The organism is Sandaracinaceae bacterium, assembly GCA_020633055.1.
Taxonomy (GTDB): Bacteria; Myxococcota_A; Polyangia; order Polyangiales; family Houyiibacteriaceae; genus JADJJE01.
Window position 1 is genome coordinate 1 of record JACKEJ010000010.1, and the last position, 26,162, is coordinate 26,162.

At 70.5% G+C, this 26,162-nt stretch carries 21 protein-coding genes; 12 read left to right on the plus strand and 9 right to left on the minus strand.

What is annotated here, in order from left to right; translation table 11 throughout:
* The 6 genes from H6726_22575 to H6726_22600 form a co-directional block, all read left to right on the plus strand.
* Positions 1 to 418: class I SAM-dependent DNA methyltransferase (locus H6726_22575; GenBank protein ID MCB9660447.1), on the plus strand; the 418-nt coding region annotated here is incomplete at its 5' end.
* Positions 419 to 592: 174 nt separating this feature from the next.
* Positions 593 to 1,156, plus strand: a complete 564-nt coding sequence (locus tag H6726_22580) for a hypothetical protein (protein ID MCB9660448.1) — start codon at positions 593 to 595, stop codon at positions 1,154 to 1,156.
* Positions 1,157 to 1,169: 13 nt separating this feature from the next.
* A complete protein-coding gene (locus H6726_22585; protein MCB9660449.1) occupies positions 1,170 to 1,436 on the plus strand; it encodes a hypothetical protein in 267 nt (88 codons plus the stop codon).
* Between the two features lie 35 nt (positions 1,437 to 1,471).
* Entirely contained in the window at positions 1,472 to 2,167 is a 696-nt protein-coding gene (locus tag H6726_22590) for a hypothetical protein (protein ID MCB9660450.1), read from the plus strand.
* Between the two features lie 116 nt (positions 2,168 to 2,283).
* A complete protein-coding gene (locus H6726_22595; GenBank protein ID MCB9660451.1) occupies positions 2,284 to 2,532 on the plus strand; it encodes an addiction module antitoxin in 249 nt (82 codons plus the stop codon).
* Positions 2,529 to 2,843 (plus strand): type II toxin-antitoxin system RelE/ParE family toxin, encoded by a 315-nt coding sequence (locus tag H6726_22600; GenBank protein MCB9660452.1) that lies wholly within the window; start codon positions 2,529 to 2,531, stop codon positions 2,841 to 2,843. The genes H6726_22595 and H6726_22600 overlap by 4 nt, the downstream gene beginning before the upstream one ends.
* 21 nt (positions 2,844 to 2,864) lie before the next feature.
* On the opposite strand, the gene H6726_22605 is transcribed toward H6726_22600, so the two are convergent.
* Positions 2,865 to 4,928 (minus strand): ATP-binding cassette domain-containing protein, encoded by a 2,064-nt coding sequence (locus H6726_22605; protein ID MCB9660453.1) that lies wholly within the window; start codon positions 4,926 to 4,928, stop codon positions 2,865 to 2,867.
* 268 nt (positions 4,929 to 5,196) lie between these two features.
* Here H6726_22605 and H6726_22610 point away from each other — a divergent pair, with 268 nt between their 5' ends.
* The 3 genes from H6726_22610 to H6726_22620 all read left to right on the plus strand — a co-directional run bounded on the left by H6726_22610 (position 5,197) and on the right by H6726_22620 (position 8,223).
* Positions 5,197 to 6,234 (plus strand): Rieske 2Fe-2S domain-containing protein, encoded by a 1,038-nt coding sequence (locus H6726_22610; protein MCB9660454.1) that lies wholly within the window; start codon positions 5,197 to 5,199, stop codon positions 6,232 to 6,234.
* Positions 6,170 to 6,817 (plus strand): TetR/AcrR family transcriptional regulator, encoded by a 648-nt coding sequence (locus H6726_22615; GenBank protein MCB9660455.1) that lies wholly within the window; start codon positions 6,170 to 6,172, stop codon positions 6,815 to 6,817. Before H6726_22610 ends, H6726_22615 begins: the two co-directional genes overlap by 65 nt.
* A 167-nt stretch (positions 6,818 to 6,984) precedes the next feature.
* Positions 6,985 to 8,223, plus strand: a complete 1,239-nt coding sequence (locus H6726_22620; protein ID MCB9660456.1) for a pyridoxal phosphate-dependent aminotransferase — start codon at positions 6,985 to 6,987, stop codon at positions 8,221 to 8,223.
* A 9-nt stretch (positions 8,224 to 8,232) separates the two neighbouring features.
* Here the strand turns inward: H6726_22620 and H6726_22625 are convergent, their stop codons facing one another.
* Positions 8,233 to 9,603 (minus strand): ATP-binding protein, encoded by a 1,371-nt coding sequence (locus tag H6726_22625; GenBank protein MCB9660457.1) that lies wholly within the window; start codon positions 9,601 to 9,603, stop codon positions 8,233 to 8,235.
* A gap of 171 nt (positions 9,604 to 9,774) precedes the next feature.
* A complete protein-coding gene (locus H6726_22630; protein ID MCB9660458.1) occupies positions 9,775 to 13,782 on the minus strand; it encodes a protein kinase in 4,008 nt (1,335 codons plus the stop codon).
* Between the two features lie 483 nt (positions 13,783 to 14,265).
* On the opposite strand from H6726_22630, the gene H6726_22635 reads away from it, so the two are divergent.
* The gene (locus H6726_22635; GenBank protein ID MCB9660459.1) at positions 14,266 to 16,803 is read left to right on the plus strand and encodes a TonB-dependent receptor; all 2,538 of its coding nucleotides are present in this window, start codon (positions 14,266 to 14,268) and stop codon (positions 16,801 to 16,803) included.
* Between the two features lie 33 nt (positions 16,804 to 16,836).
* On the opposite strand, the gene rodA is transcribed toward H6726_22635, so the two are convergent.
* From rodA to H6726_22660, 5 genes are all read right to left on the minus strand, one after another.
* Entirely contained in the window at positions 16,837 to 17,946 is a 1,110-nt protein-coding gene (rodA, locus tag H6726_22640; GenBank protein MCB9660460.1) for a rod shape-determining protein RodA, read from the minus strand.
* Between the two features lie 2 nt (positions 17,947 to 17,948).
* Positions 17,949 to 19,886: a penicillin-binding protein 2 gene (gene mrdA, locus H6726_22645; protein MCB9660461.1), complete on the minus strand. Its 1,938-nt coding sequence runs from the start codon at positions 19,884 to 19,886 to the stop codon at positions 17,949 to 17,951.
* The gene (mreD, locus tag H6726_22650; GenBank protein ID MCB9660462.1) at positions 19,883 to 20,422 is read right to left on the minus strand and encodes a rod shape-determining protein MreD; all 540 of its coding nucleotides are present in this window, start codon (positions 20,420 to 20,422) and stop codon (positions 19,883 to 19,885) included. Before mreD ends, mrdA begins: the two co-directional genes overlap by 4 nt.
* Entirely contained in the window at positions 20,419 to 21,282 is an 864-nt protein-coding gene (mreC, locus tag H6726_22655) for a rod shape-determining protein MreC (protein MCB9660463.1), read from the minus strand. Before mreC ends, mreD begins: the two co-directional genes overlap by 4 nt.
* Before the next feature lie 88 nt (positions 21,283 to 21,370).
* Entirely contained in the window at positions 21,371 to 22,405 is a 1,035-nt protein-coding gene (locus H6726_22660; protein ID MCB9660464.1) for a rod shape-determining protein, read from the minus strand.
* A 435-nt stretch (positions 22,406 to 22,840) separates the two neighbouring features.
* On the opposite strand from H6726_22660, the gene H6726_22665 reads away from it, so the two are divergent.
* Entirely contained in the window at positions 22,841 to 23,563 is a 723-nt protein-coding gene (locus tag H6726_22665) for a sigma-70 family RNA polymerase sigma factor (GenBank protein MCB9660465.1), read from the plus strand.
* Between the two features lie 9 nt (positions 23,564 to 23,572).
* Positions 23,573 to 24,277, plus strand: coding sequence for an HD domain-containing protein (locus tag H6726_22670; GenBank protein MCB9660466.1), 705 nt, complete (start codon positions 23,573 to 23,575; stop codon positions 24,275 to 24,277).
* Positions 24,278 to 24,347: 70 nt separating this feature from the next.
* On the opposite strand, the gene H6726_22675 is transcribed toward H6726_22670, so the two are convergent.
* Complete coding sequence (locus tag H6726_22675; protein ID MCB9660467.1) at positions 24,348 to 26,132, minus strand: 5'-nucleotidase C-terminal domain-containing protein; 1,785 nt, start codon at positions 26,130 to 26,132, stop codon at positions 24,348 to 24,350.
* Between the last annotated feature and the right edge of the window lie 30 nt (positions 26,133 to 26,162).

The following is a 26,162-nucleotide window of genomic DNA, read 5'->3' on the forward strand; positions in this document are numbered from 1 at the left end:
GGACAAGCTGGACGAGCAGGCCGAAGCCGAGGAGGAGCTGTTGCGTCGGCTGGTGGCGCTCAACGCGGAGCGCGCGGCCGAAGAGGCGCGAGGGCATGTGCGTTGGCTGCGCCCAGACTTCCAGGCCCCCACGCAGGAGACAGGCGGGGTGCAAGGCACGCTCGCCGGCACCGACGAAGAGGACGGCGAGGTCACGTCCCCAGCCTCCACGAAGGTGGCCAAGATCACTTGGCCCAAGGCCATGCGCGACCAAATCGCGGCGGTGCGCGGCGCCCTCTCACACGGCGGGAACAGCCCCGAGGCGCTGGCTGGCCAGTTCAAGCGCCGCCCCGAGGCTGCGGTCCGCGCCGTTCTGGAGGCACTCGAGGAGCTGGGGATGGTACGCAAGGAAGAGACCGTCTACCGGCTCACGGCCTGAGCGGGATCACCGCGTGCGTCCGGCACGCCCGCTCGCGTTCGCGACGCTGGTGTCGGCGCGCCAAGAATGAAAGACAGCAAGCGCAACGAGCTATCCTCCAACCGTGATGCACGCCGACAATGAAGGACTCCGGGCTGTTCGCTGGGCGAACGCCGCGAGTGCGGGGGACCCGCAATGACAGCCACGCGACGCGGGCTCACCGCCGACGAGCGGCTCGCCATGCTGGAGCGTGACCGGGCGCGGTTGAAGCGCGAAAGGCTCCAGCGAGAGCTGGCGGGACCGAGCTGGCGGCGGATGGTCCGTACCCTTCCAATTACGCTTCGCGCCGAGGGGACGCTGCTGGCGCGGGAGCTGCGCTCCGACCTCGAGGCCGTGACGGAAGCGCTGCGCGATCAGGGGGTGTTCGCGCTGGACACGGCGATGCGTCTGGCCCACGGCCATGGGTTCCTTTCGGCGGGTGACGTTCACGTGTACCTGACCAGCACCGAGTCGTTGGGGCGGCTGGCCGACGCGGGGCTGGTGAGCGCCAGCACGCACGAGGACACAGTGCTGGTGCGTCCGTGGGCGGGCCCCCCACGTCTACTCGCGTGCGTGGTCTCCGAGCTCCCCGAGTCGCGTCTCGTGGCGGGCGACTACCGCGTCGTGACGGCAGAACGGCTGCGCCAGGAGCTGGTGGGCGCCGTCGGAGCGCGTGTGGACCTGTTCACGTTGCTGGAGCGGGCCGAAGCGGGGCAGTAGGGGCTTCCCCAGCATGAGCCTGTTGAGCACCATCCGACTTCAGATCGTGGAGAACACCCGCGAAAGGGTCGAGCGCGTACTGCCCGACGACGAGGACTACGACATGGGGCGTGATGACGCGCTGCTCAACCTCTGGATGGGCGACCAGTCCGAGGAGGAGCGGGCGTACTACGCCCTGCGCCTGAACGCCCCCGAAGTGGCGAGACCACTGCTGGAAGCATATGAGCTGGCTCCGACGATCCTCGGCGGGAACCGCTCCAGGCCATCCGGCAGGAACTAACTGGGCGCAGGGCGCGCGTGGCACACTGAGCGCGTATGTCCCCGTCGCTCACGCTTCGCTTCTCGTTGGTCTCGGCGCTCGCGCTGACGCTCTCGTTCTTCGAACCGGGCTGCGCGGACAGTCACGTCTTGGGGGGCGACGCAAGCATCGGCGGAGACGGCGGGATGATGATGCCCGACGCCGAGGGCATCGACATCGGCATCACGGTGGACGCGGGGCGTATCTGCGAGAACGACGCGCCCAGCGGGCGTCCGGGCGCGCCGGCCGAGCCCCCAGCGCCGCCGCTGAACGTGTGCCGCACCAGCAGCGACTGCAGCGACGGTACGCAGTGCTTCGGCGCGAGCGACGGCTTCTGCGGGATCTGCCAGCGCCCCGAGCGGGAGTGCGAGCAGGACTCCGAGTGTGGCGCGGGCCGCTGGTGCCGCGCCGGGCGTCCCAACTGCTGCGGCGGGGTGGACACTGTCTGCACCCCCAGCTGCACCAGCCCCGGCGTGGGCTGCGAGGACGGCGAGATCTGCGATGCCGTGACCGGGCGCTGCGAGCGCAACGGCTGCTTGTTCCTGGACCTCGCCTGCCCGCAGAACCACGACTGCGACCCCGAACGCCCCGACGCCGACGCGTCCGGCTGCGCTCGCCGCACGTGCAACGTGGACGGCGACTGCGACTGCGGCTTCTGCGTCACGGGCACCTGCGAGTCCCAGCTGGGAACCTGCTCGTTCCCGCCTGCGTGAGTAGCGCCGTGCATGCCGTCGCACAGTTCCGGCCGGTCTGAGTGTGGGTTGAACCGCGCCACTTTGTTCTCCATAATGTTCACATGAAGCGCGGAGCCGTGTCCGAGAACCATTCCATGAGCGTGAACGTCCGCGTGAGCGGCGCCTTGCGTGAGTACGTCGAGCACACCACTTCGGCGGGGGACTACGAGAGCGTCAGCGAGTACGTGCGCGACCTTATCCGCAAGGACAAGGCCGAGAAGGAAGGCGCTGCCTTCGAACGCGTCAAGGCGACGCTGCAGGCTGCCTTCGCGGAACCCCGCGAGAACTATCACCCGCTGACGTTGGACCGCGTGCGCGCCCAGGCAAGAGCCGAACGCGCGTGAAGCGCGTTCTCTTCTCCAACGCGGCGGACGCTGCGTTGACGGACATCTACCAGTTCACCGAAGGCCGTTGGGGCGCTCGGCAGGCGAACAAGTACGTCGGGGAGTTGTTGCGCGTGGCGGACCAGATCGCTGCCGGCGACGTCGTTCCACGTCCTATCCCTCCAGAGTTCGGCGTACGTGGGTGCGTCACGCGCCACGGGAACCATTTCGTCTACTGGCGCGACATCGACGAGAACACGGTCGGCGTCGTCGCCATCTTGCACGCCTCGATGATGCAGGGAGACCGTCTGCGTGACGCGTTCGGTGAGTGAGCCGAGGCCTGCGCGTCGGTCTCAGTCCGCGCCCAGCTTCGCGCGCTCCGCCTCGAGGGTCTCCTGCACCTCGGACCAGGTGTCCATGGCCACCTCCAGCTCGGCCTGCACGCGCACCACCGAGCTCAGCAGCCCATCGCGCTTGGCCGCGTCGTCGTAGACCTCGGGCGTGGAGAGCTCGGCGTTGATGCCCTCGAGCTTCTGCTCCAGGTCGGCCACCTTCTTCTCCAGCTCGGCGGCGCGCTTCTCGAGCGGCCGCAGCACGGCGTTGCGCTGCTTGCGCGTCTGGGCGTCCTCGCGGCGGCGTCCCTTGTCGCCCTCGGGCTTGGCTGCGGGCGCGGTCTGTGCAGCCTTCGGAGCCGCCGCCTTCGGGGCCTCCTTGCCCGAGCTCGCCCCCGGCGCCTTGCGCTCGGGAGGAGGCGCGGCCCCACTGACGGCCACGGGCGCCTGGTCCTTCTGTAGGCAGCTCGCCATGTACTCGTCGAAGGTGCCCGGGTAGCGCACCACGTTGCCGTCCTCGACGATCCAGATGGTGGACGCCAACGCGCGGATGAAGCCGCGGTTGTGCGACACGAACAGCAGCGTGCCGTCGTACGTGTCCAGGGCCTCGGCCAGGCGCTCGCTCGACTGCAGGTCCAAGTGGTTGGTGGGCTCGTCCATCAGCAGCACGTTGCCCGGGTCGATCATCAGCTGCGCCAGCGCCACACGCGCGCGCTCACCGCCCGACAGCACGCCGATGCGCTTGTCCACCTCGCGCTCACCGAAGAGCATGGCGCCCAGCACGGAACGGATCTGCTGGTGCGAGGCGTCCTTCGCGCAGTACTTCACCTCTTCGTAGACGGTCGCGTCCTTGCGCAGCGTCTCGGCGTGGTGCTGCGCGTAGTAGCCCACCTTGGTGTTGTGCCCGAACTCGAAGCTGCCCGCCGTGGGCTCCAGCTCGCTCGCCAGCATGCGCAGCAGCGTGGTCTTGCCCGCGCCGTTCACGCCCAGCAGCGCCACGCGCTCGCCGCGCTTCACGTGCAGGTTGAGCCCCTTCAGCACCGTCAGCCCGCCGTAGCTCTTGCCAAGGTCCGACACCTCGAGCGCCACCTTGCCGCTGCGGTCGGTGGGCGGGAAGCGGAAGTTCATGGACTGGTGCTCGCCCTGCAGCTCCACCGTCTCCATCTTCTCGAGCTTCTTCACGCGGCTCTGCACCTGCGCGGCCTTGGTGGCCTTGCTGCGGAAGCGCTCCACGAACTTCTCGAGGTGCTCGCGCTCGCGCTCGAGGTTGCGCGCGCGGTTCTCGAGCAGCACGCGCTCCTCCTCGCGCTGCCGGCGGTACGCGTTGTAGTCGCCCGGGTAGTTGCGCACCCCCTCGGGCTCGTAGCTCACCACGGACGTGATCTGCTCGTTGAGGAACTCGCGGTCGTGGCTGATGAGCACGAAGGCGCGCTCGTAGCGCTTCAGGAAGCCCGAGAACCACGCCACGGAGGGCATGTCGAGGTGGTTGGTGGGCTCGTCCAGCAGCAGCAGGTCGGGCTGCTGGAACAGCAGCGAGGCGAGCACGGCGCGCATCTTCCAGCCGCCGCTGAACTCGGACATGTCGCGCACGTGGTCGCTGTCCTTGAAGCCCAGACCCGCCATGATGCGCTTGGCGTGGTGCTCCGAGTACTCGCCGTCGAAGTGCGCGATGCGCTCGTGCAGGTCGGCGATGCGCCCGGCCGCCTCGAGCATCTGCTCCTGGGCCTCGTCGCTGTGGTCGCCGGACGCGCTGAGCGCCTCGAGGTCTGCTTCGGCCGTGGCCAGGTCCTCGTCGAGCGACGCGCGCCCCGGGATGCTCTCGAGCACGAAAGCCAGCAGCGGCTTGCCCCCTTCGACCGTCACGTCCTGCGGCAGGTAGCCGAGGCGCATGGTCTTGGCGCGGTGCACGGCGCCCCCGTCCGGGGTCTGCTCGCGCGCGATGAGCCGCAGCAGCGTGGTCTTGCCCGAGCCGTTGGGGCCGACGAGCCCCACCCGGTCCTTGTCGCCGATGCGCAGCGAGAGGTTCTCGACGATGGGGCGCCCACCGAGGTGCAGGGACACGTCACTGAATACGACCAAGCTCACGCGGGGCCTCTTAGCAGCCCTGGCACGCGTCCGCATGGCTAGCCCGCGTGCGTGCGCGAAAGCGATGGGTGCGACCACGCCGACGACGGGGTGCCCCACTCCTGGCCGGGGTGGAGCGGGCGCCGCGAACAACCGTCCGAGGGCGGCCTTGACGTTCGGGTCGCGCGGCATTAGACCATCAGTCTAGACCACTGGTCTAATCGCAACCCAGGAGCCCTGCATGTCCCCCTCCCCTTCTCCCGATCCGTCCCCCTCATCCTCGGCCTCGATGGCGCTCGTTCCGCTCTCCGAGAAGTGGCCCGAGCGCCCCTTCGCCATCGCGCCCGCCCACGAGCTGCGGCACGACCGGCCCCTCGGCCTCACCCGCTTCGGCCAGCGCCTGGTGCTGTTCCGTGACGCCGAAGGGGTCGCGCGCGCCGCCCACGCGGCTTGTCCCCACCGCGGCGCCGACCTCTCGCTCGGGCGCGTGGTGAACGGCCAGGTGGCCTGCGGCTACCACGGCTTCCAGTTCGACGGCGCGGGGGAGTGCCAGCTCGTCCCCTGCCAGACCGCGGACGCGCCCATCTCGAAGGCCCTCCACCTGCGCACGCTCGCGGTGCACGAGGAGCACGGCTTCTTGTGGATGACGCCGTCCGGCGCCGCGTGGGACGGCGCCATCCCGTGGCTCGACACCATGCCCGAGCGGAGCGGCCAGACGGCCTACACCAGCACGGTGTGGCGCACGCGCCTCTCACGCTCGGTGGAGGCCATGCTGGACTTCCACCACGTGGCCTTCGCGCACCGCCGCTACCTGGCCGCCTACCGCGACATCCAGGAATACGAGGCGCACGTCGAGGGTGAGCACGTCTTGACCCGTGGTGTCGCGGCCCACGAGCGTCACCCCACGCGCCGCTTCGAGGGCGAGCTCTCCGTTGCCTTCCCGGCGTCGGTGTACGTGGGTCTCGGGGGCAAGGTGCACGGCGCGGTCGTCCTCTGTCCCATCGACGCGGAGCGCACCTGGATCGGCGTGCGTTACCTGCAGACCTACGTCTCGCTGCCGCTCATCGGGCGCCTGCTGACCGAGCTCACATTGTGGAGCGAGATGCGCTTCATCCAACCCGACGACCAGCGCATCAGCGAGAGCATCGAGCCCCGCTCCTCCGAGCCCCACACCAACCACCTGGTGGCCGCCGACCGCGGCACCGCGGAATGGCATCGACTTCGTCGCCGAGTCCTGCAAGGGTCGGCCGAGACCACCCCCCATGAGCAAGCGCACGCACGACAGCAAGGGCCCACAGCGCAAGCGCACGCGGTCGGCGCTGGGTGAGGACGAGCTGGCCCGTGTGCTGGACATCGCCGAGGCCGAGTTCGCGGAGCACGGCTTCGAGGACGCGTCGTTCAACGGCATCATCGCGCGCGCCGGCATCTCGAAGGGGTCCATGTACTACCGCTTCCGCGACAAGGCGGACCTCTTCGCGGCGGTCCTGGCGCGCGCGGCCGGGGTGCTGGCCACCGTGGTGGGACCCTGGCAGCCCGCGGCACACGCGGCGGGCTATCGCGAGCAGCTGAGCGCTGTGGTGCTGCGCGTGTTCGCGGTAGTCGCGCACGACCCGACCATGGCGCAAGTGGTGCGCGTGGTGGCCCGCATCCCCGACGCGCTGGTGCGCCTCACGGCCGACCAGCAAGAAGCGGCCCTCGCCTGGACCACCGCCGTGCTGCGCGACGGGCAGCGGGTGGGCGCCGTGCGCAGCGACCTGCCGGTCGGGTTCCTGGCCAGCGCCGCGCTCGGGCTGGGTCAGGGCATGGACCGCTACATGCTGCAGCAGCTCGAGCACACGGACCCGGAGCAGCTGATGGCGCTCTTGGCCGGGTCCATCGACATCTTCCTGCGCGCGCTAGCGCCTCCGTGACCGAAGGCACCCGGGCGTCGCACGGGACTGCCTGCCAAGCTCCCGTGGACGCGCGCCGTCACGCGCGCGCCCATGCGCAGCGAGCTTGACGCGCCCCCGCGCGCACCCCAATTTCCGTGCCCTGCCGGGCTCAGCTGCGAGCCCCGCCCACCGCGAGCGAAGCCACCATGACCGCCCCCGAGCTGAAAGCGTCCCGCCACCTGGCCGAGGTCAAGTACGAGATAAGGGGGGCGCTCGCCCGGCGCGCCGACGAGCTGGAGCGCGACGGCTACGACATCGTGAAGCTCAACATCGGTAACCCGGGTGCCTTCGGCTTCCGCATGCCGGACACCATGCGCGTGGCCATGGTGCAGAACCTCCACCAGGCGGACCCATACTCACACCAGAAGGGCATCTTCCCGGCGCGCGAGGCAGTGGTCATGCAGCAGCAGGACCGCGGCGTGATGGATGCTTCGGCCGACGACGTGTTCATCGGCAACGGCGTGTCCGAGCTCATCATGATGACCATGCGGGCGCTGCTGAACCCGGACGACGAGGTGCTGGTGCCCAGCCCCGACTACCCGCTGTGGACCGCGTCGGTAGTCATCCACGGGGCCAAGGCGGTGCACTACCCGTGTCGCCCGGAGAACGGCTTCGTGCCCGACCCGGCCGAGATCGCCGCGCTCGTCACGCCACGCACGCGCGCCATCGTCGTGATCAACCCCAACAACCCCACGGGTGCGGTGTACCCGCGCGAGGTGCTCCAGGGGATCGTGCAGCTGGCCGAGAAGCACCACCTGGTGCTGTGCGCGGACGAGATCTACGACCACATGCTGTACGAGGACGCCGAGTACGTGCCCCTCGCCACGCTCACGGACAAGACCCTCTGCCTGACCTTCGGCGGGCTCAGCAAGATCTACCGCGCCTGCGGCCTGCGCGTGGGCTGGGTCTCCTTCTCGGGCGAGAAGAGCCGCGCCCGCGAGTACCTGCGCGCCGTCGACCTGCTCGCCAGCCTGCGCCTGTGCGCCAACGTCCCCGGCCAGTTCGCCGTGCAGACCGCCCTCGGGGGCCGCCAGTCCATCGAAGACCTCATCCGCCCCGGCGGACGCCTCTTCGAGACCCGCCGCGCCATCCTCGAGTCCGTCGCCAAGAGCCCCTACATGTCCGTCGTCGCCCCGCGCGGCTCCATGTACGCCTTCGTGAAGGTCGACACCTCGAAGTTCCCGAACGGCTTCGACGACGAAGCGTTCGCCCTGACGCTACTCGAAGAGAAGCACGTCCTCATCGCGCCCGGCACGAGCTTCAACGTCCCCTACAAGGACCACTTCCGCATCACGCTGCTGCCGCAGCCGGACCAGATGCGCGTCGTGATGGGCCACATCGACGAGCTGCTCGGGGACCTGGCCCAAGCGCAGGCCGCTCCCTGACGCGCGGGTTCAAGCGTAGAGGTCCTGCGCGCTGACGAGCGTGACCTCGCCCGCGTTCGCGCGCTTCGTGAGCGTGCGATGAAACCCACGCGCGAAGACGAACAGCTCGGGGTTGCCACCACCCGCTATTGCAGCGCGGTGCTCGATGAGTCGGTCGAGGACGTGGGCGTCCGCGGTCGCGGACCACTTGCAGGAGCCGAGCGCGAGGACCTTGCGCTTCGCCATCGCCACGAGGTCCACCTCGACGCTGTGGGTGCGGTTCCAGTATGCCCCGATCTCGGGAGCGGTCGCGAAGACGCTGTCTCTTGGAGCATACGTGCGCGCCCAGCGCTGGCACACCGCCTCGAACGACGCGCCCATGAAGTCGTCGAGCGCATGGACGATGTCGTCGTAGACCTCGTCGACGCGGCCGCCCTGCAGACGTGAGCGGTTCGGCGCCACGAACCGGAACCAGAAGCGGAAGTAGGGGTCCTTGATGGCGTAGGAACGCGTCCCGTTGCCGGCGACGGGCACGCGATGCGCGATGTACCCGAGCTCCTCGAGACGCGTCAGTCGGGCCGCGAGTGCGTTGGTCGCGGACGAGCCAGTGGCCTGCGCAATCTCGTTGAACTGCGTCCGCCCCTGGGCGATGGCCTGCAGCACCTCGAAGTAGGCGCCCGGGTCGCGGAGCCCGCGCTCGCCACGGAGGAGCTGGAGAGGTTCCTCGCTCAGCGACTCACCCGGCGGCAGGATGCGCTCCTTGAGCACCGACTCGACGTCCCCGCGACCCGCCCAGACTTGGTACTGCGGGGTCCCACCCAGAATGGCATAGCGCCGCAGCCTGTCCTCTGCGGATGCTCTCGCCGGGCCGAACTCCGCAGCCAAGCGGTAGTCGAAGGGCTCGATGAGCGGCCGTGCCGCGGCGCGCCCGAAGAGCGGGCGGTCGCCTTCCACGAGCCGCTCCATCATCGTCAGCTCGCTGCCGGCGATGACGAGGCACACCCGCACACCGTCTCGCTGCCACGCGTCGAAGTGACGCATGAGGATGGACGGCAGCGCGTCCTGCGCGAGCCACATCCACTGAAATTCGTCGAGCGCGAGCACGAGCGGCGCATCCTCGGCCAGGCGTCGGACGTACTCGAGCGCCACGTTCCAGTCGGCGAACGCGACCGGGGCCCCGCTGAGCCGCGCGCACTCGGCGGACAGCAAATCGAGGTGCAGACGCTCCCCACCCTCGTCCGCCTGGAAGTAGATGAAGCGCTTGGCGTCGGCGTACGCGTGGTTGATGAGGAACGACTTGCCGACGCGGCGACGACCCCGGATCACGACGAGCTGTGGAGCCTCGTCGGCGGCACGCCGCAACCGGGCAAGCTCAGTCGTCCTGCCAATGAGAGGTCGCATGCCCATCATTCTGGCCATCGAGCCTGTGTTGGTCAATTATAAGTGAGTCACTCTTGAATGATGCGACGCAGAGACTCTGAGACGCCTTCGACACTGTGTTCCGAGAAACGGACGCGCGACTCGAGCTTCCAGGCGCTTGCGGCGACAGCCAGCTGAGCGCGACGTGCCCGCTCAACGTGCCGCGCGCCGCATCAACGCAGCGTGCACGGGAACACGCACCAACATGCGCTCGCGCGTCGCCGCGTCCTGCACGGCGGCCAGGTAGATCGACAGCCGGTCGATCCCCGCCTGCGCACACGTCCGCGCACCTGCCGCGTCCCCAAGCGCTTCGTGCACCTCGCACGCGGTCAGATCCACCACCGCGTCGCTGCTCTCCGCGAACGCCACGGAGATGCGGTCGCGCTGGGCCTCCTCCACGCGTGAGAGCGCCTCACCCGCCTCGCCGCGCGCCAGCAGCACGCGCGCCTGCGCGGCCAGCGCGAGGCCTCGGTGGAACGGACTCCCCGCAAACCCCTTGGCGGCGACGTCGGCGCACGCGGAGGCGTCTTCCACGCGGCCCAACGCCAACAGCACGTCGCACAGGTAGTAGCAGGCACCGGCGACCACGGCGTGGTGGCCGTGCTGCCCGCCCAGGGCCTCGGCGTTGCGTAGCGTCGCGTGTGCCAGCTCGAGCTGTCCGAGACGGTGCTGCGCGAGGCCCAGGTTCTGGAGTGCGAAGCCCTCGATCAGCGGCACCCCCAGCGCGGCGGCGTCCTCCACGGCGCGGGCCAGCACGGTCGCCGCCTGCTCGTACTGGGCGGTCTCGATCAAGCCATAGCCCAGGCGCACGCGTTGGTTGCAGGCGTGGCGCTTGTCGTGCGCGTCGTCGTAGGCCGCGACGGCGCGCTCGGAGCCGTGCACGTAGGCCACCCAATCGCCCGCCACGTGAGCGCGCGCCGCGAAGGTGGTGTGCAGCCAGGCCGCCACGACCGGGCTCTCGGCGCCGAGCGTCGCGGCCAGCGTGCGGGCACGCGTGAGCAGCGCGTCGGCGTCCGGCAGGCGGCGCTGGCCCAGGCGCTGATGCACGAGCCGGCAGAGCGCGATGAGCTCCCATAGCGAGGCGCTCTTGTCGGCGGCCGTGGTGGACGTCAGGGACGCCAGCGCACGGTCCAAGCGCTGGTGCGCCCCCGTCTGCCCTGCGGCCACCACCACGCAGCCCAGCGCACGGTAGTAGGGCGCGCTCCCTGCCACCAAGTCCGTGAGCGCGTCGTCCGCCAGCGCGAGCGACGCCGCGTACGCGCCCAGCCAACGCTGCGCCTCCGCGCCCGCCACGCGCAGCCGCGCACGCGTCTGGGCCGCGTCCACCGCGTCTCCAACAGCGTCCTCGTCCGTGAGCCCCTCAGCCGCCCGAACCGATCCATCCGCACCCTCGAGCGCCGCGAGCCCGCGCGTGACGTGGCGCAGCGTGGCGTGGTGGTCTCCCGCGTCCAGCGCCTGCTCGGCCGCGCGCGCCAAGGCCGCAGCAGCACGCTCGGGCTGGCCCGCCAGCGTGAAGTGCCCCGCCAGCGCGAGCGGGTCGTCCAGCGCGTGCTCCAGCAACCACGCCGCGGCCAAGCGGTGCCCCAGCGCGCGGTCCTCGGTGGTGAGCGTGGCGTACGCGGCCTCGCGCGTGAGCTCCTGACGAAAGCGCCAGGTCCACTCGGAGGGCACGTCGCGCTCGTCCACCAGCTCGATCAGCTCGCGCTCGGCCAGGTGCTCCAGCGTGGCGTCGGGCGCGTCCTCGCGGCCCAGCAGGCGCCCCACGGCCCCACCCCAGAAGCGCACCCCGAACACGCTGGCCGCCCGCAGCACGCGCCGCGCGTCGGCGTCGAGCGCGTCCAGGCGCGTCTGCAGCATGGCCAGCACGGTGCCCGGCAGCGCGTCGTCGGGGCTCTCGATGGCCGCCCGCAGCATCTCCTCCAGGAAGAAGGGGTTGCCGTCGGCGCGCTCCACGATGGACGCGATGGCCCCCTGCGGCAGCGTGGCGCGCCCCTCGCGCGCGACTCCGTCCAGCACCACCTGCACCAGCTGCTCGCTGGCGCGCGCCGTGAGCTTGTTCAGGTGCAAGGTCTCGGGCTCGCAGTCGGCCCACAGCTCACCCGCGGCCAGCTCTTCCTCGGGGCGCCCCAGCGCCAGCACGCACAGGGGCGCGTCGGCCAGCTTCTGCAGCGCGTGGTGCAGCAGCTCGCGCGAGGGCCTGTCGCCGTGGTGGAAGTCGTCCAGCACCAGCAACAGCGGGCCTCGGCGCGTGGCCTCGCGCAGCCACGAGAGGGCGGCGCCGCGGATGGCGTCGGCCATGCTGGTCGCGTCCGTGCGCGCCGCGCGCAGCGCCTCGCTGGCCTCGCTCGGGAACGGCGCGCGCACCATCTCCGCCAAGAAGAACAGCGCGTCCTTCAGCGCGTCGCCGCTCAGGTACGTGCCCAGGAAGCGCGCCAGCTTCAGCTGCTTGGCCGCGATCGGCTCGGCCTCGCGCACGCCCGCCGCGCGACGCAAGAGGTCGCCCATCACGCCATACGGCGCCCCCACGCGCGTGGCGTCGGCGCGCCCCTCCCACACGCACGGCACCGGGCGGTCAGGGTCGTCGCCGCGCAGCAGCTCGTCGCACACCTCGCGCAGCAGCCGCGTCTTGCCCGCGCCGGCGCCGCCCACGACGATCATGGCGCGCGCCACGCTGTCCTCGACGCACTGCTCGTAGAGCGACGTCACGCGCTGCACCTCGCGCCGGCGACCCACGCAGGGCACATCCACGCCCAACAGACGCCGGCTGGCCGCACGGTCCACGCTCATGTCCACCAGCTCGAAGCGCTCGCGCGTGAGCGGGCGGCACTCGAAGCGCGGCCCCAGCAGGCCCTCCACCACGGCGTCCACCAGCACGCCCGCGCTCGCCTTCGCGCCCTCTGCGCCACCGCCGTCGCCCTCGCCAGCCCCCTCGCCACGGTGCAGCATCTGCGCGCCCCGCTCCAGGGCGTCGCCCAGGGGCACCACGCTGCTCACCAGCGAGTGCGCGGCCACCACCGCGATGGGGCGCCCGGCCACCACGCCGCGCAGCGCGAGGGCACAGCGCGCCGCCCGCTGCGCTTGGTCCGTCGGCAGCTGACCCGGGAACGACGCCACCATCGTTCCGTCGGCCAGCAGCTCCGCGTGCCCCCCGTGCTGCCGCACCACGTCCAAGAGCGGGGCGCGCGCGTCCAGGCCCGCGCCCGAGGCCAGCGTTGGCGCGAACATGGCGACCTCCTCGCGCGGGTCTCCTTCGCCCCCCACCAACACGACGCACGCCAGGCGCCGCTCGGCGTCTCCCAGCGCCGCAGCCCGCACCCGCTGACGGCTCGGCGCGCCGCTGGGCACTGGCCCCAGGGCATCCAGCGCCGCCAGCACCGCGGCCGCGTCGGGCAGCCGCTGCTGCGGGTCACGCGCCAGCATGTCGTGCACCAGGGCGGCCACGTCGGCGGGCAGCCCCGCCACCAAGTCGTGAATGGGCGGAGGCTCCTCCAGCAGGATCTTCGCCAGCACGGCCAGCGCGCTCTGCCCCTCGAGCGGCGGGCGCCCCGACAGCAGCTGGTAGAGCACGGCGCCCAGCGAGTAGATGTCCACGCGCTGGTCCAGCGCCTTGGTGCCGCGCGCCTGCTCGGGGGCCATGAAGTGCGGCGTGCCGATGGTCTCGCCCGTGGCGGTGAGCGTCGCGGCCGGGCCCCCTTCCAGCCCCCCCCGCGCGATGCCGAAGTCCAGCAGCTTCACGCGCTCCGGGTCACCGTCCACCAGCAGCAGGTTGCTGGGCTTGATGTCGCGGTGGATCACGCCACGCGCGTGCGCCGCCGCCAACCCTCGGGCCGCGCCGCGCACCACCCGCAGCGCGTCGCCCACGCTGAGCTCCACCTCGTCTGGCGCGACCCCTTCGAGCCACTCCATCGCCAGCCAGGGCGTGCCGTCCTCTGGGAGCCCGTGCCCCACGTAGCCGACGATGTTGGGGTGCTCGAGCGCGGCCAGCACCAGCGCCTCTCGCTCGAAGCGCGCGCGCGCCGAGTCGCCGCTGAGCGTCAGCGTCTTCAGCGCCACGCGCGCGCCGGTGCGCTGGTCACGCGCGAGGTGAACCGCGCCCATTCCCCCGGCGCCCACGCTGCGCTCGAGCACGAACCGGTCTGCAAACGTCTCACCGGGCCTCATCGAGCGCCGAGCGTACCACCCTCCATTGGTCGCGTTCACAGCGAAGCCCGGTACGCCCGAGCGATGGCACGAGGGAACGCCTCGCTCTCCTGTTCGCCGAGCCGCAGCACCCCCGAGCGGAGCAGCTCCTGCGAGAGGAGTGCGGGGCGAACGCGTCGCACCTCGGAGGTGCGACGGCCGAGTCGATCGAGCGCATTCGCTGGGCCGCGCTCGAGTGCAGCGGTGAGCCTCGAAGCCCTGCGACAGGCAGTCGCGCGCGCCAAGCCCGACTGGGGCGACCTACTGGTGGCTGCCGACTTTGCGGTCGACCCGGACGCCCACCGACGCTGGTGGCCGGGCTGAGCGGACCGACGGACGTCGCTGCGATGCAGGCAGGCTCCGATGTCGCGCGATGGCGTGCGCGCGGACGCCTCGTGACGACTCGACGGCACCCGGTGCACGTGTTATTGAAAGTCACTTTCATCTTCAGAACAAGCTCTGTTCATGCGCCAACTCCTCGTACTCACTCTGCTTATCGCCATTGCGCCGCTGCCCGCCCAGGCCCAGCCACAGGCTCCCACGGCGCCCCCGACGTCCCCGGCGCCGACCCCCGCGCCAGCCGAAGAGGCGCCGCCCAGTGACTCGGAGGGCGAAGGCGAAGAGGATGAGGACGCCCCGGCGCCCAACCCTGAGCAGACGCCTGACGCCAACCAGGGAGAGGGCACTGCCGATGGCGATGGCACCGCAGACGGCGCCCCCGAGGACGACACGGCTGACGATGAAGGCGACGATGAGGGAGGCTTCGACTTCGCCGCGCTGTCGGAGGAGCTCGCCGACGAAGAGGCGGAGGGCGAGGGCGAGGGCGAGGGCGCGGAAGATGGAGAAGACGGCGACGAGGAAGAGGAAGAGGACGACGACGAGTGGACGGTCGGCACCTATCGCGTGCGCGCCCCCGTCGACCCCTTCCGCACCGGAGGGTCGGTCCAGCAGCTGAGCGCCGAGGTGCTCGACGCGTACGACTACGACGACATCAACAGCGCGCTCCAGCAGGTGCCCGGCGTGTACGTGCGCCAAGAAGACGGCTTCGGTCTGCGCCCGAACATCGGCCTGCGCGGCACCACGCCCGACCGCAGCCGCAAGGTGACGCTCATGGAGGACGGCGTGCTGTTCGGGCCCGCGCCCTACGCCGCGCCCGCCGCGTACTACTTCCCCATCTTCTCCCGCATGGTGGGCGTCGACATCTACAAGGGCCCCGCCGCGGTCCTCTTCGGACCCAACACCATCGCGGGCGCCATCAACCTGCGGACGCGCGAGATCCCCACCACGCCGGGCGGCGCGTTCGAGCTGTCCTACGGCCGCTTCCAGTACCGCCGCGCGCACTTCCACTACGGCGGCAGCACGCGCCACGCGGGCATCCTCTTCGAGGGCATCCACCTCGGCACCACGGGCTTCCGCGACATCGACCACGGCGACCCGGACAGCGGCTTCAACCGCAGCGAGTTCATGCTGCGCAGCTTCGTGCAGACCACGCCGGGCGAGCCCATCTTCCAGCGCCTCGAGCTCAAGCTGGGCTTCTCGCGCGAGCGCAGCAACGAGACGTACACGGGCCTCTCCGACGCCGACTTCCAGCAGAACCCCTACCGCCGCTACGCCGCCACCCAGCTCGACCGGATGATCTGGTGGCGCACCCAGGTGGAGCTGCGTCACCACCTGGTCATCGGCGAGCACGTCCAGCTGGTCACCACGGCCTACCGCCACGACTTCGAGCGCACCTGGCGCCGCCTCAACCGCTTCGTCGGCGAGCGCGACGGAACGGGGCCCTCGCTCTTCGACGTGCTCACCAACCCGACCGGCGCGCGCGACAGCTTCTACCGCGTGCTCTCCGGGCAGAACGACTCGTCCGACTTCGGGCCCGATCACGACCTGCTCGTGGTCGACAACGCGCGCGACTTCATCTCGCAGGGCATCCAGACCGAGCTGCACGCGAACTTCGGCCAGCGCGTGGAGCAGGAGCTGGTGATGGGCCTGCGGCTGCACTACGACGAGGTGAACCGCAACCACGTGGAGCACGCCTACTCGCTCACGCAGGGCTCCATGGTGCCGAACGGCGACGACCCGACCACCATCACGCGCAACATCGCGTCGGCCGTGGCGCTGGCCGCGCACGCCGCGTACTCCATGACCTACGCGGGCCTGACGCTGAAGCCCGGTTTCCGCGTGGAGAGCATCCGCGCCACGCTGCGCGAGCTGCTCGACAGCAGCGGGCCGCGCAGCTCGACACAGACCTACCTGGTGCTGCTGCCGGGCCTGGGCGCCACCTACGCGTTCACGGACCACTTCGCGGCGCTGGCGGGCGTGCACCGCGGCTTCAGCCCCCTCGGACCGGGCGCGGGCGACGACGTGAACGTCGAGACCTCCATCGCCTACGAGGCCGGCGTGCGCTACCTCGACGAGGACGCGGGCATCAACGCCGAGCTGATCGGCTTCGTGAACGACTATCAGGAGTTCGTCACCTCGTGTGGGGGTAGCGGCGGCTGCGACGCTTCGGACCTCGACCGGCAGTTCAACGCGGGCGACGTGCTGATCGGCGGCGTGGAGCTGCAAGCCACCTACAACCTCGACCTCGGGCACGACCTGACCCTGCCCATGCACCTGTCCTACACGTACACGCACGCGCGCTTCCGCACGACGTTCACCGAGTCCGCCGATCCGCAGCTGGGCAACGTGCACGTGGGCGACCCCGTGCCTTACGTGCCCGAGCACCAGTGGTCGCTCCAGCTGGGCCTCGAGGCCGCGGGCTGGGCAGTGCACACCTCCGGCACGTTCGTGGGCGAGATGCCCGAGATCGCTGACGACTCCATCCACACGGACCGCTACCTGATCGTGGACGTGACCGGCAGCTACCGCGTGCTGGACCGCTTCGACATCACGCTGCGCCTCGAGAACCTCACCAACGCCCAGCCGCTGGTGTCTCGCCGCCCCTTCGGCGCGCGCCCGTACCGCCCCTTCATGGTGCAGGTGGGCGTCGAAGTGGACCTCTGAGCGGAGGGGCACCCCCGGGGGTGCCCTTCGTCCTCAGTACTGGAACCGGCGCATGCTGATGTTCATCAGCAGGCCGATGCCCATCGCGATCGTGAGCACGGACGAGCCGCCGTAGCTGAACAGCGGCAGCGTCATGCCCACGACGGGCAGCATGCCGGAGACCATCCCGAGGTTGATGACCGACTGCCAGAAGATGAGCGCGGACACACCGACCGCGCAGACGGCGCCGAAGCGGTCCTTGGCCTGCGACGCGATGCGCAGCCCCCACAGCACCAGGAACAGGTAGAGCCCGAGCAGCAGCATGGTGCCCAAGAGGCCCTGCTCCTCGGCCCAGACCGAGAAGGGGAAGTCCGAGTGCTGGTCCGGCAGGAAGCCGAACTGGTTCTGCGTGCCCTCCATGTAGCCCTTGCCCCAGAAGCCGCCGCTGCCGATGGAGACCAGGCTCTGGTGCGTGTGCCAGCCCGCGTCCTGGATGTCCTGCTCGCCCGTGAACTGAGCCATGAACGAGAGGATGCGGCCCTTCTGGTAGTCGCGCAGCGCGTAGCGCCAGGTGAGCGGGGCGCTGGCCACGAACACCGCGAAGAGCGTGAACAAGGAGCGCCACTTGAGCTGCGTGAGCACCATGATGGTGCCGAAGATGAACGCGCAGATCAGCGCCGTGCCGAGGTCCGGCTGCGCCAGGATGAGCCCCATGGGCACGGCCAGGATCAGCCCCGGGATGATGAGGTCCTTCAGGGCGCGACCGTCCGTCTTCGTGTCGTCGTGCAGGAACTTCGCGAGCGCAACGATGAGCGCCACCTTCATGAGCTCGCTGGGCTGCAGCGAGAAGGTGCCGATGGGGATCCAGCGCGTGCTGCCGCGGATGCTGCGGCCCAGGAGGAAGACCAGCACCAGCAGCACCACGCCGCCGCCGTACGCGAACCAGCCGAAGCGTTCGAAGTGGCGGTAGTCGACGGCAGCCACCAGCGTGCCGACGCCGGCCCCGAGCGTGAGCCAGTAGATCTGCTGGATGTACAGGTCCGAGTACTGCCGGTTGGCGCTGGTGGCGCTGTACAGGTTGATCACGCCCAGGATGGCGATCGACATGACGCACACGAAGAGCGGCCAGTCGAAGGTCTCACGGAGTCCGCGTCCGAGGGCCATGGCTAGCGTCCCCCTCGGGCAGCCCGGCCTCGACGGGCCGGCGTTCCGCGTCTCGCGCCGCCGCTCTCACTGCCTCGCGCGGGCTCGGTGCGCGGCACGCTGCCCGCCAGGTACTCCTGCAGGATACGCGTGGCGATGGGCGCCGCGTTACGACCGCCAGCGCCGCCGTGCTCGACGAGCACCACGATGGCCACCTGCGGATCTTCCGAGGGCGCGAAGCCCGCGAACCACGCGTGCGACTGGCGGAAGTAGGCGGCGCGCCGCGCGTCACCCGAGCGCTGGCTGCCGGGCGCGACCTCGGCCGTGCCCGTCTTACCGCTGATGGACACGCCGCCCGCGATGAGCGCGCCGTACGCGGTACCCTCTTCGTCGTTGACGACGCCCCGCAGCGCCTCGGCGTTGAAGGCCAGGTGCTCTGGGTCGATGCCCAGGCGGCGGCGCACGTGCGGCTCGGGCTCTTCCACCACCGCTCCGTCGGGCGTCTCGATGCGCTCGATGAGCTGCGGCGCATAGAGCACGCCGCCGTTCGCCAGCGCGGCGTACGCGAGGGCCAGCTGCAGCAGCGTCACGCGCGTGTTTCCCTGACCGATGGCGGTGTTGAGCGTGTAGCCCACGCGGAACTGACCGTAGTGCTCCTCGTACCACTCGCGCGACGCGAGGAACCCGCGCGCCTCGCTGTTGATGCCGATGCCCGTGCGCTCGGCCAGGCCGAAGTCGCGTGCGTAACGGTTGAGGCGGTCGAGGCCCACGCGCTCGGCCAGGGCCCAGAAGTAGACGTTGCACGACTGCACGAGGGCGGAGCGCATGTCCACGTCCTCGTGCCGCGCCGTGCAGCGCATGCGCTGCCGACCGATGGTGAGCGAGCCCTCGCAGAAGACGCGCTCGCGCGGGTCCATGGCGCCCTCTTGCAGCGCGGAGAGCGCGCTGAAGGGCTTGAACGTGGAGCCCGGGAAGAATGTGTCGTAGATGGTCTTGTCGATCAGGGGCCGGTGCGGGTTCTCGACCAGCTCGTTGTAGCGCTCCTGCGACATGCGCCCGGTGAGCTCGTTCAGGTCGTACGAAGGCTTCGAGTACAGCGCGCGGATGCGCCCCGAGTGCACGTCCACCACGACGACACCACCAGACGGATGCCCCTGGAACGCCCGCTGCGCCATGCGCATGAGCTCCATGTCGAGCGTGAGCACCACGTCGTGGCCCGGCACGGCGGGCCGGTGCATCTCCCCCTCGAGCTGCGGCGCCTCCTGCTCGCTCAGCCGCCGGCCGCGCGCGTTGACCATCACGTGCCGGAAGCCGCGCCGACCACGCAGCACGCTCTCCAAGCTGCGCTCGATGCCCATGCGACCCAGTCGGTCGCCCGCGCGGTAGTAGTTCTGGTCGGCGAGGCGCTCGAGGTCCTCGGCGCTCACCTCGTTCAGGTAGCCCACCGTGTGCGCACCGAGCGCGCCGAAGGCGTACTGCCGCACCGGCCCTGCCACGACGTCGATGCCAGGCAGGTCGGGCCCGTGTTCCTCGAGCGCCGCCACCTGGTCGCGCGTCACGTCTGCGAAGGCGCGGATCTGGTGCGACCGCCTGCGCACGTCCACGGTCTGGATGCGGCGCCGGAAGGCCTGCGCATCCTCGGCCGTGAGCCCCATCAAACTGGTGGTGAGCTCGATCTGCTCGTCCGACAGCAGCGACGGTGTCGCGTAGACCGTGTACGACGCCCGGTTGGTGGCGATGGTCTGCCCGCGCGTGTCGCGGATGATGCCACGTGTGGCGCGCTCCGTGAGCGTCTTGGTGATGTTGTCGAGGGACGCCGCGGACCACTCGTCGGCCTGCACCACCTGCAGCGACAGCATGCGCACCATGAGCGCGCCGTAGGCGAGGAACGCCACGAGCGCGAACCACTTGTAGCGCTTGCGGAACTCGCCGACCTCGCGGCGCTGGGAGAGCATGATCATGCGCTGGCCGTCTCCCTGCGGCCGGTCGCCGTGTCCTCGATGGCGCGCATCGTCGCGAACACCGCGGGGGACACGATGGCCGTCATCAAGGCTGTCGACACCGTGCTGAACACCAGGAGGCGCGAGCCCCCCTCGACTGCGAAGGGCGCCTCAGCCTCGAACACGGAGCGCACGCCCGTAGTGGCCAAGCCGAACAGGATGGACGCGACGAAGGTGAGGCCCACCTGAAACCACGGACCACGCAGAAACACGCGCAGCCCCATACCGCGCACGATGAAGTACGTGGCCACGGTGAGGAAGGTGTGGACGCTCATGGGCAGGCCCGTGAAGTGGTCCGAGAGGTAGCCGATGACGAACGCGATGACGGCCCCGCGCAGCAGCTTCACGTCGGGCGACACCCCCACGAAGATCGCGATCGGCAGCACCAGCTGCGGCGTGAAGGCGCCGAACGCGAACGCCCGCCACATGACCGACCGCAGCAGCAAGAGCGCGAAGCCCAGCGCCACGATCAGGACGCTGCGGGCCACCACGCTCATCGACGCCCCTCCAGCTCCACGTCGGGCACGTCGGCCGAGCGCTCGTCGGCGGTCTGCTCCCGCGACCCACTGGTCAAGATGAGCACCTCCTCGAGGGACGAGAAGTCCACGGACGGAGTGACCTCGGCCTGCTGGTAGAGGCCGAACTCGCGCCGCGTCACCTGCGTGACCTGCCCCACGAGGATGCTGGCCGGGAAGCGGTGGCCGAGGCCGCTGGTATAGACGTCGTCGCCCTCGCGGATCTCGTCGGTGCGCTCGAGGTACTCGATGCGGGCCGCGTAGCGGTTGCGCTCACCCGTCCCGCGGAGCATGCCGCGGGTGCCCGTGCGGGGGATGATGATGTCCACGGCGCTCTGCTGATCGACCGTCAGGCGCACGTCCGCGCGGTGGCCCGTGAGCCTCGACACCTGCCCCACCAATCCCTCGGAGGACACCACCGGCATACCCACGCGCACGCGGTCGCGCTCGCCCCGGTCCACGACCAGGCGCACGACGCGGAAGTACTCCGAGGTGTCTTTGCCGATCACTTGTGCGCTCACCGAGTCACCGCCGATGCGCGTCCGCAGCTCGAGCAGCTGCCGCAGGCGCTCGTTCTCGTGACCCAACAGCCGGAGCTGGCGGTTTTCTTCCCGATAGCGGGTGTTGTCGAGGCGCAGGCGCTCGTTCTCGCGGCCGACGTCCACCAGGTAGAAGTACTCCTGGATGACGGCGCCGACCGAGTCCGCCGCGCTCACCCCGGCCTCTTGCAGCCAGCCGCTCAGCTCGATGATGACCTTGTCGAGCGCGTTGACCTTCGACGGGTCCTTCAGGTTGGCCTGCAGGACGAGGAACGGCAGGATCAACAGCGCTACGGAGATCACCGCATCTCGAAACCGCCGAAGTGTATTCATGCGCCCTTCGGATCCCAGTCGGGAGCCCCGCCGTCGCCGCAGCGAGCGAGGTCAGCGGCTATTGGATCGTCACTTCCTTGAGCAGCCGCGGGTGGTCGAGGACCTTCCCCGAGCCCAGCACGACTGCGCTGATCGGATCGTCCGCCACCATCACGGGCAGGCCTGTCTCCTCGCGGAGCAGGACGTCCAGGTTGCGCAGGAGGGCGCCGCCCCCCGTGAGCACGATGCCCTTGTCGACGATGTCGGCCGAGAGCTCGGGCGGCGTGCGCTCGAGCGCCGTCATCACGGCCTCGACGATGGCGTTGATGGGCTCGCTGAGGGCGTCGCGGATCTCGTCGCCGTTGACCACCACGGTCTTGGGCACACCCGCGACCAGGTCGCGGCCCTTGACCTCCATGCTGAGGGTGTCTTCGCCGGCGTGGGCGTTGCCGATGGTGCACTTCACGCGCTCGGCGGTCTGCTCGCCCACCAGCAGGTTGTACTTGCGCTTCATGTACGCGACGATCGCGTCGTCCATCTTGTCGCCGCCGACGCGCACCGACTGCGAGTACACGATGCCGGCCAGCGAGATGACCGCCACCTCGGTGGTGCCGCCTCCGATGTCCACGACCATGTTGCCGCTGGGCTCGGTGATGGGCAGGCCTGCACCGATGGCGGCCGCCATGGGCTCCTCGATGAGGTAGACCTCGCGGGCACGAGCGCCCTCGGCGGCTTCCTTGACGGCGCGCTTCTCCACCTCGGTGATGCCGAAGGGGACGCAGATGATGATGCGGGGACGCACCAGGGTGCTGCGGTTGTGCGCCTTGTTGATGAAGTAGCGCAGCATCGCCTCGGTGATCTCGAAGTCGGCGATGACGCCATCACGGAGGGGACGCACGGCCACCACGGAGCCGGGGGTGCGCCCGAGCATCTCCTTGGCCGCCTTGCCCACCTCGAGCACCTTCTTGCCGCCGCGCGGGTCGCGCTGTACCGCAACGACCGAGGGCTCACAGCTGACGATGCCACGGCCCTTGACGTAGATGAGCGTCGTGGCCGTGCCAAGGTCGATGGCGAGGTCGTTGGAGAAGAGTCCGTATAGCCAGTCGAATAGCATCGGGACGAACCTGCGAGCCGCGGGGCTCGCCTAGAGGACAGTACAATGGGGGTGAAAGACCGGGGTTCGGTGCAAGGGTGGGGTCAGGCCAGCCCGTGGTCGACCCAAACCCACGGCGTGCGTTCTTTCATCCACGAACGCGGGAGAATGGTCTTAACAGATCGGTTGGGGTCGATCAAGGAGCCGCCTGGGACACGCAGGGGAGTCCCGGGCGGCCGGGTGTCGGATGGCCGACACCCAGAATGTCACGAGAATCTGGCTCGAGGAGCGGGCCAGAGCCCCGATGATACGCGGGGTCGCCATGTTGTGCGAATATGTCGCACAACATCCTTCATGTAGGGTTCCGTGGACGAGCCGCGGCGGGCATCATGAGTGATCTGACCTTCCTGCAAACTCTGACCCAAGGATGACGCGCCTCACGGTTCCCATAGCCAGATGACGACCCAAGACGACGAGCGCGGCCCACAGGGGGCAGAGGCGCGCGGCCGCGAGGCGGCCGAGCTGGTCGCGGCCGCGAAGGCCGGGGACCAGCGCGCGTTCGAGGCGCTCGTCATTCGCTATAGGCCCCGCATCTACGCCTTGGCGCTGCACCTCACGGGGAGCCCGTCCGACGCCGACGACATCACGCAAGACGCCTTCCTACGCGCCTACGCACGGCTGCCCGAGTTCGAGGGCCGCAGCCAGTTCTTCACGTGGCTGTACCGCATCGCGCTGCACCGCGCGCTCAACATCAAGCGCAACCGCGGGCGCCGCCCCACCACGCCCCTCGACGACCCACGCATCACCGCCGCCGTCGCCGTGGACGCGGCCGGCGACCCGGCGCGCACGCTGGAGCTCCAGGAGGCCTATGGGCACCTGCTGGCCGCGTTCGACCGGCTCAGCCCGATGCTGCGCACCACCGTCGTGCTGACCACGCTGCAGGGGCTCAACTACAGCGAGGCGGCCGTCGTGCTCGACACCACCGAGGGCACCATCGCGTGGCGCGTGCACGAGGCGCGCAAGAAACTGCGCGACGAGATGACCCGCCTGCTCAAGGACCCCACGCCGGTGGAGGCCAAGCGCCGGGCGCGGCGCATCAGCCACATGCGCGATAGGCCCGAGATGTGGACGGCCGCCATCGGCCAGCTGCTGGGTGACGGCAACGGTCACGTCGCGTAGCGTGCGCGCATGTCGGCCTCCCCCGCCTCGCCTCCCGGCGCGCTGACGCGCGCTGCGCTGCTCGACCTGATCGCCGGTGACCCCGCGCTCACGACCATCATGGAGCGCGTGGCGCCGCGGCTCGCGGGAGACTCGGGGCACGACGTGGAGCACGCTCTGCGCGTGGCGCGTGCTGGCCTCCAGCTGGGCGAAGGGCATGTGGACGAACGCGAGATGATCGCCGCCGCGCTGCTGCACGACGTGGTGAACCTCCCCAAGGATCACCCAGACCGCGCGCTGGCGAGCGAGCAGAGCGCGGCGATGGCGCGCACGTGGCTGCTGGAGCTCGGCTTCGCGCCCGAGGCAGCGGCGCGCGTGGGCGACGCGGTGCGCACGCACAGCTTCAGCCGGGGCGAGGCACCCACTTCGGCGCTCGGCGACGCCCTGCAGGACGCAGACCGGCTCGAGGCGCTCGGGGTGATCGGGGTGTTCCGCACCATTTCGACCGGCACGCACATGGGCGCGAACTACTTTCACGCCAGCGACCCATGGGCCGTCGAGCGCGCGCTCGACGACAAGCGCTACAGCGTGGACCACTTCTTCACCAAGCTGTTCGGGCTGGCGGAGACCATGCGTACCGACGCCGGCCGAGCGGAAGCCACGCGGCGCGCGGACGTCATGCGCACGCTGCTGACCCAGCTGGGCCGGGAGCTGGGCGTGCCGCTTCAGGACTGAGAGGCTCTCGGCTGGGCGCGCTCCCCTCGGGCCGCGGCTTACGACTGCGCTCGCCGCGTCTCGGCTCGCTTCAACGCCGAGGGGCGCAGCGCACCGGACGCTCGCCCTGATAGTCCACCCGCAGGTGGGCCGGGTCGAAGAGCGCGGGCGAACGTCCGTCGATGCTCCCCCCGCGCTCGGACAGCAGCTGGGCGATGCGGTCGCGCATCGGAGGGCCAGCCTCGATGGTCACCGCGCCCTCCGCGCGCAGCCTGCCAAACGCGTGGCGGTCGCCCGTCGCCAGAAAGTCGTTGGTGACCATCTGCAGCGCGCGCGAGTCGGGGACGGACCGCCCGCGCGCGTCGAGGAGCTGCACGGTGAGCGCCCCGTGCGCGCAGCGGGCCCGCACGCGCATCCCGCTGAGCAGGAGCAGGCCGTTGTCGGAGCCGAGGTTGGCCTCGTACATCTCGCGCACCTCGCGCGCGGACATGCGCACCAGCGCGAAGCGGTTGTCGAAGGGGATGGCCTCGTACAGCTCTCCGTACGTGAGCGGCCCCGCCGCGATGGAGTGCCGCACCCCCCCCGCGTTCAGCACGGCCAAGTCGGACGCCGGATAGAGCGCGAGCATGAGGTCCGTGAGCAGGTTCCCGAGCGGCCCCTCGTCGCGGTGGCGGCGCTGCAGGGGCACGGGCACCTCCACGCCGAGCGGACGCGCCCGCAGCTGCTCGGCGTTGGCCAGCGCGTCACGCGTGGCGGCGAGGACGCCCTCGTGCGGCGTGACGAGCGCCCCCTCGTACTCGCCCGTCTCGCACTCATCGAGCGTGCCGTGTTCGTTCCGGCAGATGAAACGCGGCGGGTAGAGCCGTACATCGGGCGCGCCACCGCCGGGCACCAGTGTCAGGTCCGCGCGTCCGAACGCCGCCCCGTTGGCGTAGCTCTCGATGATGGGGACGCCATGGACGACGTGCGCGATCCCCGCGTGCGAGTGACCCGCGACCACCAAGTCGACGACGCCCGGCCCCAGCTCGCGCGCCAGCCCGAAGATCTCCTCGTCGGGATCGCAGCTGCGCAGGTCGTGCGGGTCGTCGAAGCTGCCGCAGCGCCCGCCCGCGTGGACCGTCAGGAGCACCACCTGCGCCCCTGCCGCGCGCAGTGTCGCTGCGGCTTCCTTCACGGCGGGTGCCAGCGGCATGACCTCGAGGTCCCGCACGTTGTCGGCCAGCGTGGACTCGAGCGCCTCGGCCGTGGTCCCGCCGATGACGCCCACCTTCACGCCTGCGGTGTGCGTGTCGTCGAGCATCACGAAGGGGCGCACGCCGGGCCAGTCGAGCGGGCGCCCGTCGCGGTAGCGCAGGTTCGCCACCAGCAGCGGGAAGCGCATCTCGGCCACGCGCGCGCGCAGGGCACCGCGGGGGTCCTGGTCGGCGCGGCTGGGTGTGGCGTCCGAGCCCTCGGGGCCGTAGTCGAACTCGTGGTTACCGAGCGCGGCCGCGTCGTAGCGGAGCGCATTGAAGGCCGCCACCATGGGCGCGCCCTCGGCCATGTTGGACTCGAGCGTGCCCTGGAACATGTCTCCCGCGTCGAGGAGAACGACGGCGCCCCCATCGCGCTCACGTGCGCGCCGCAGGTTCGCGACGTATCCACCGACGACCGCCATACGGCCGACGCGCCCGTGGACATCGTTCGTCCCGATGACGCTCAGCGTGACGGGGCCCGGCGCTTCGGGCGGGGCCTCCGGCTCGGGCGGCGCTGCGTTCTCGGGCTCCCGCACGGCCGCAGCGGGCCGCGAACACCCGGGCAGGCCGAGCAGCGACGAGAGCACCGCGAGGAGCTGGAAGAGCAGGAGGAGCGCAGAGGTGTGCGGGCGCGCGCGCATGCGCTGCCGATGGTAGCTGCGCACGCGCCA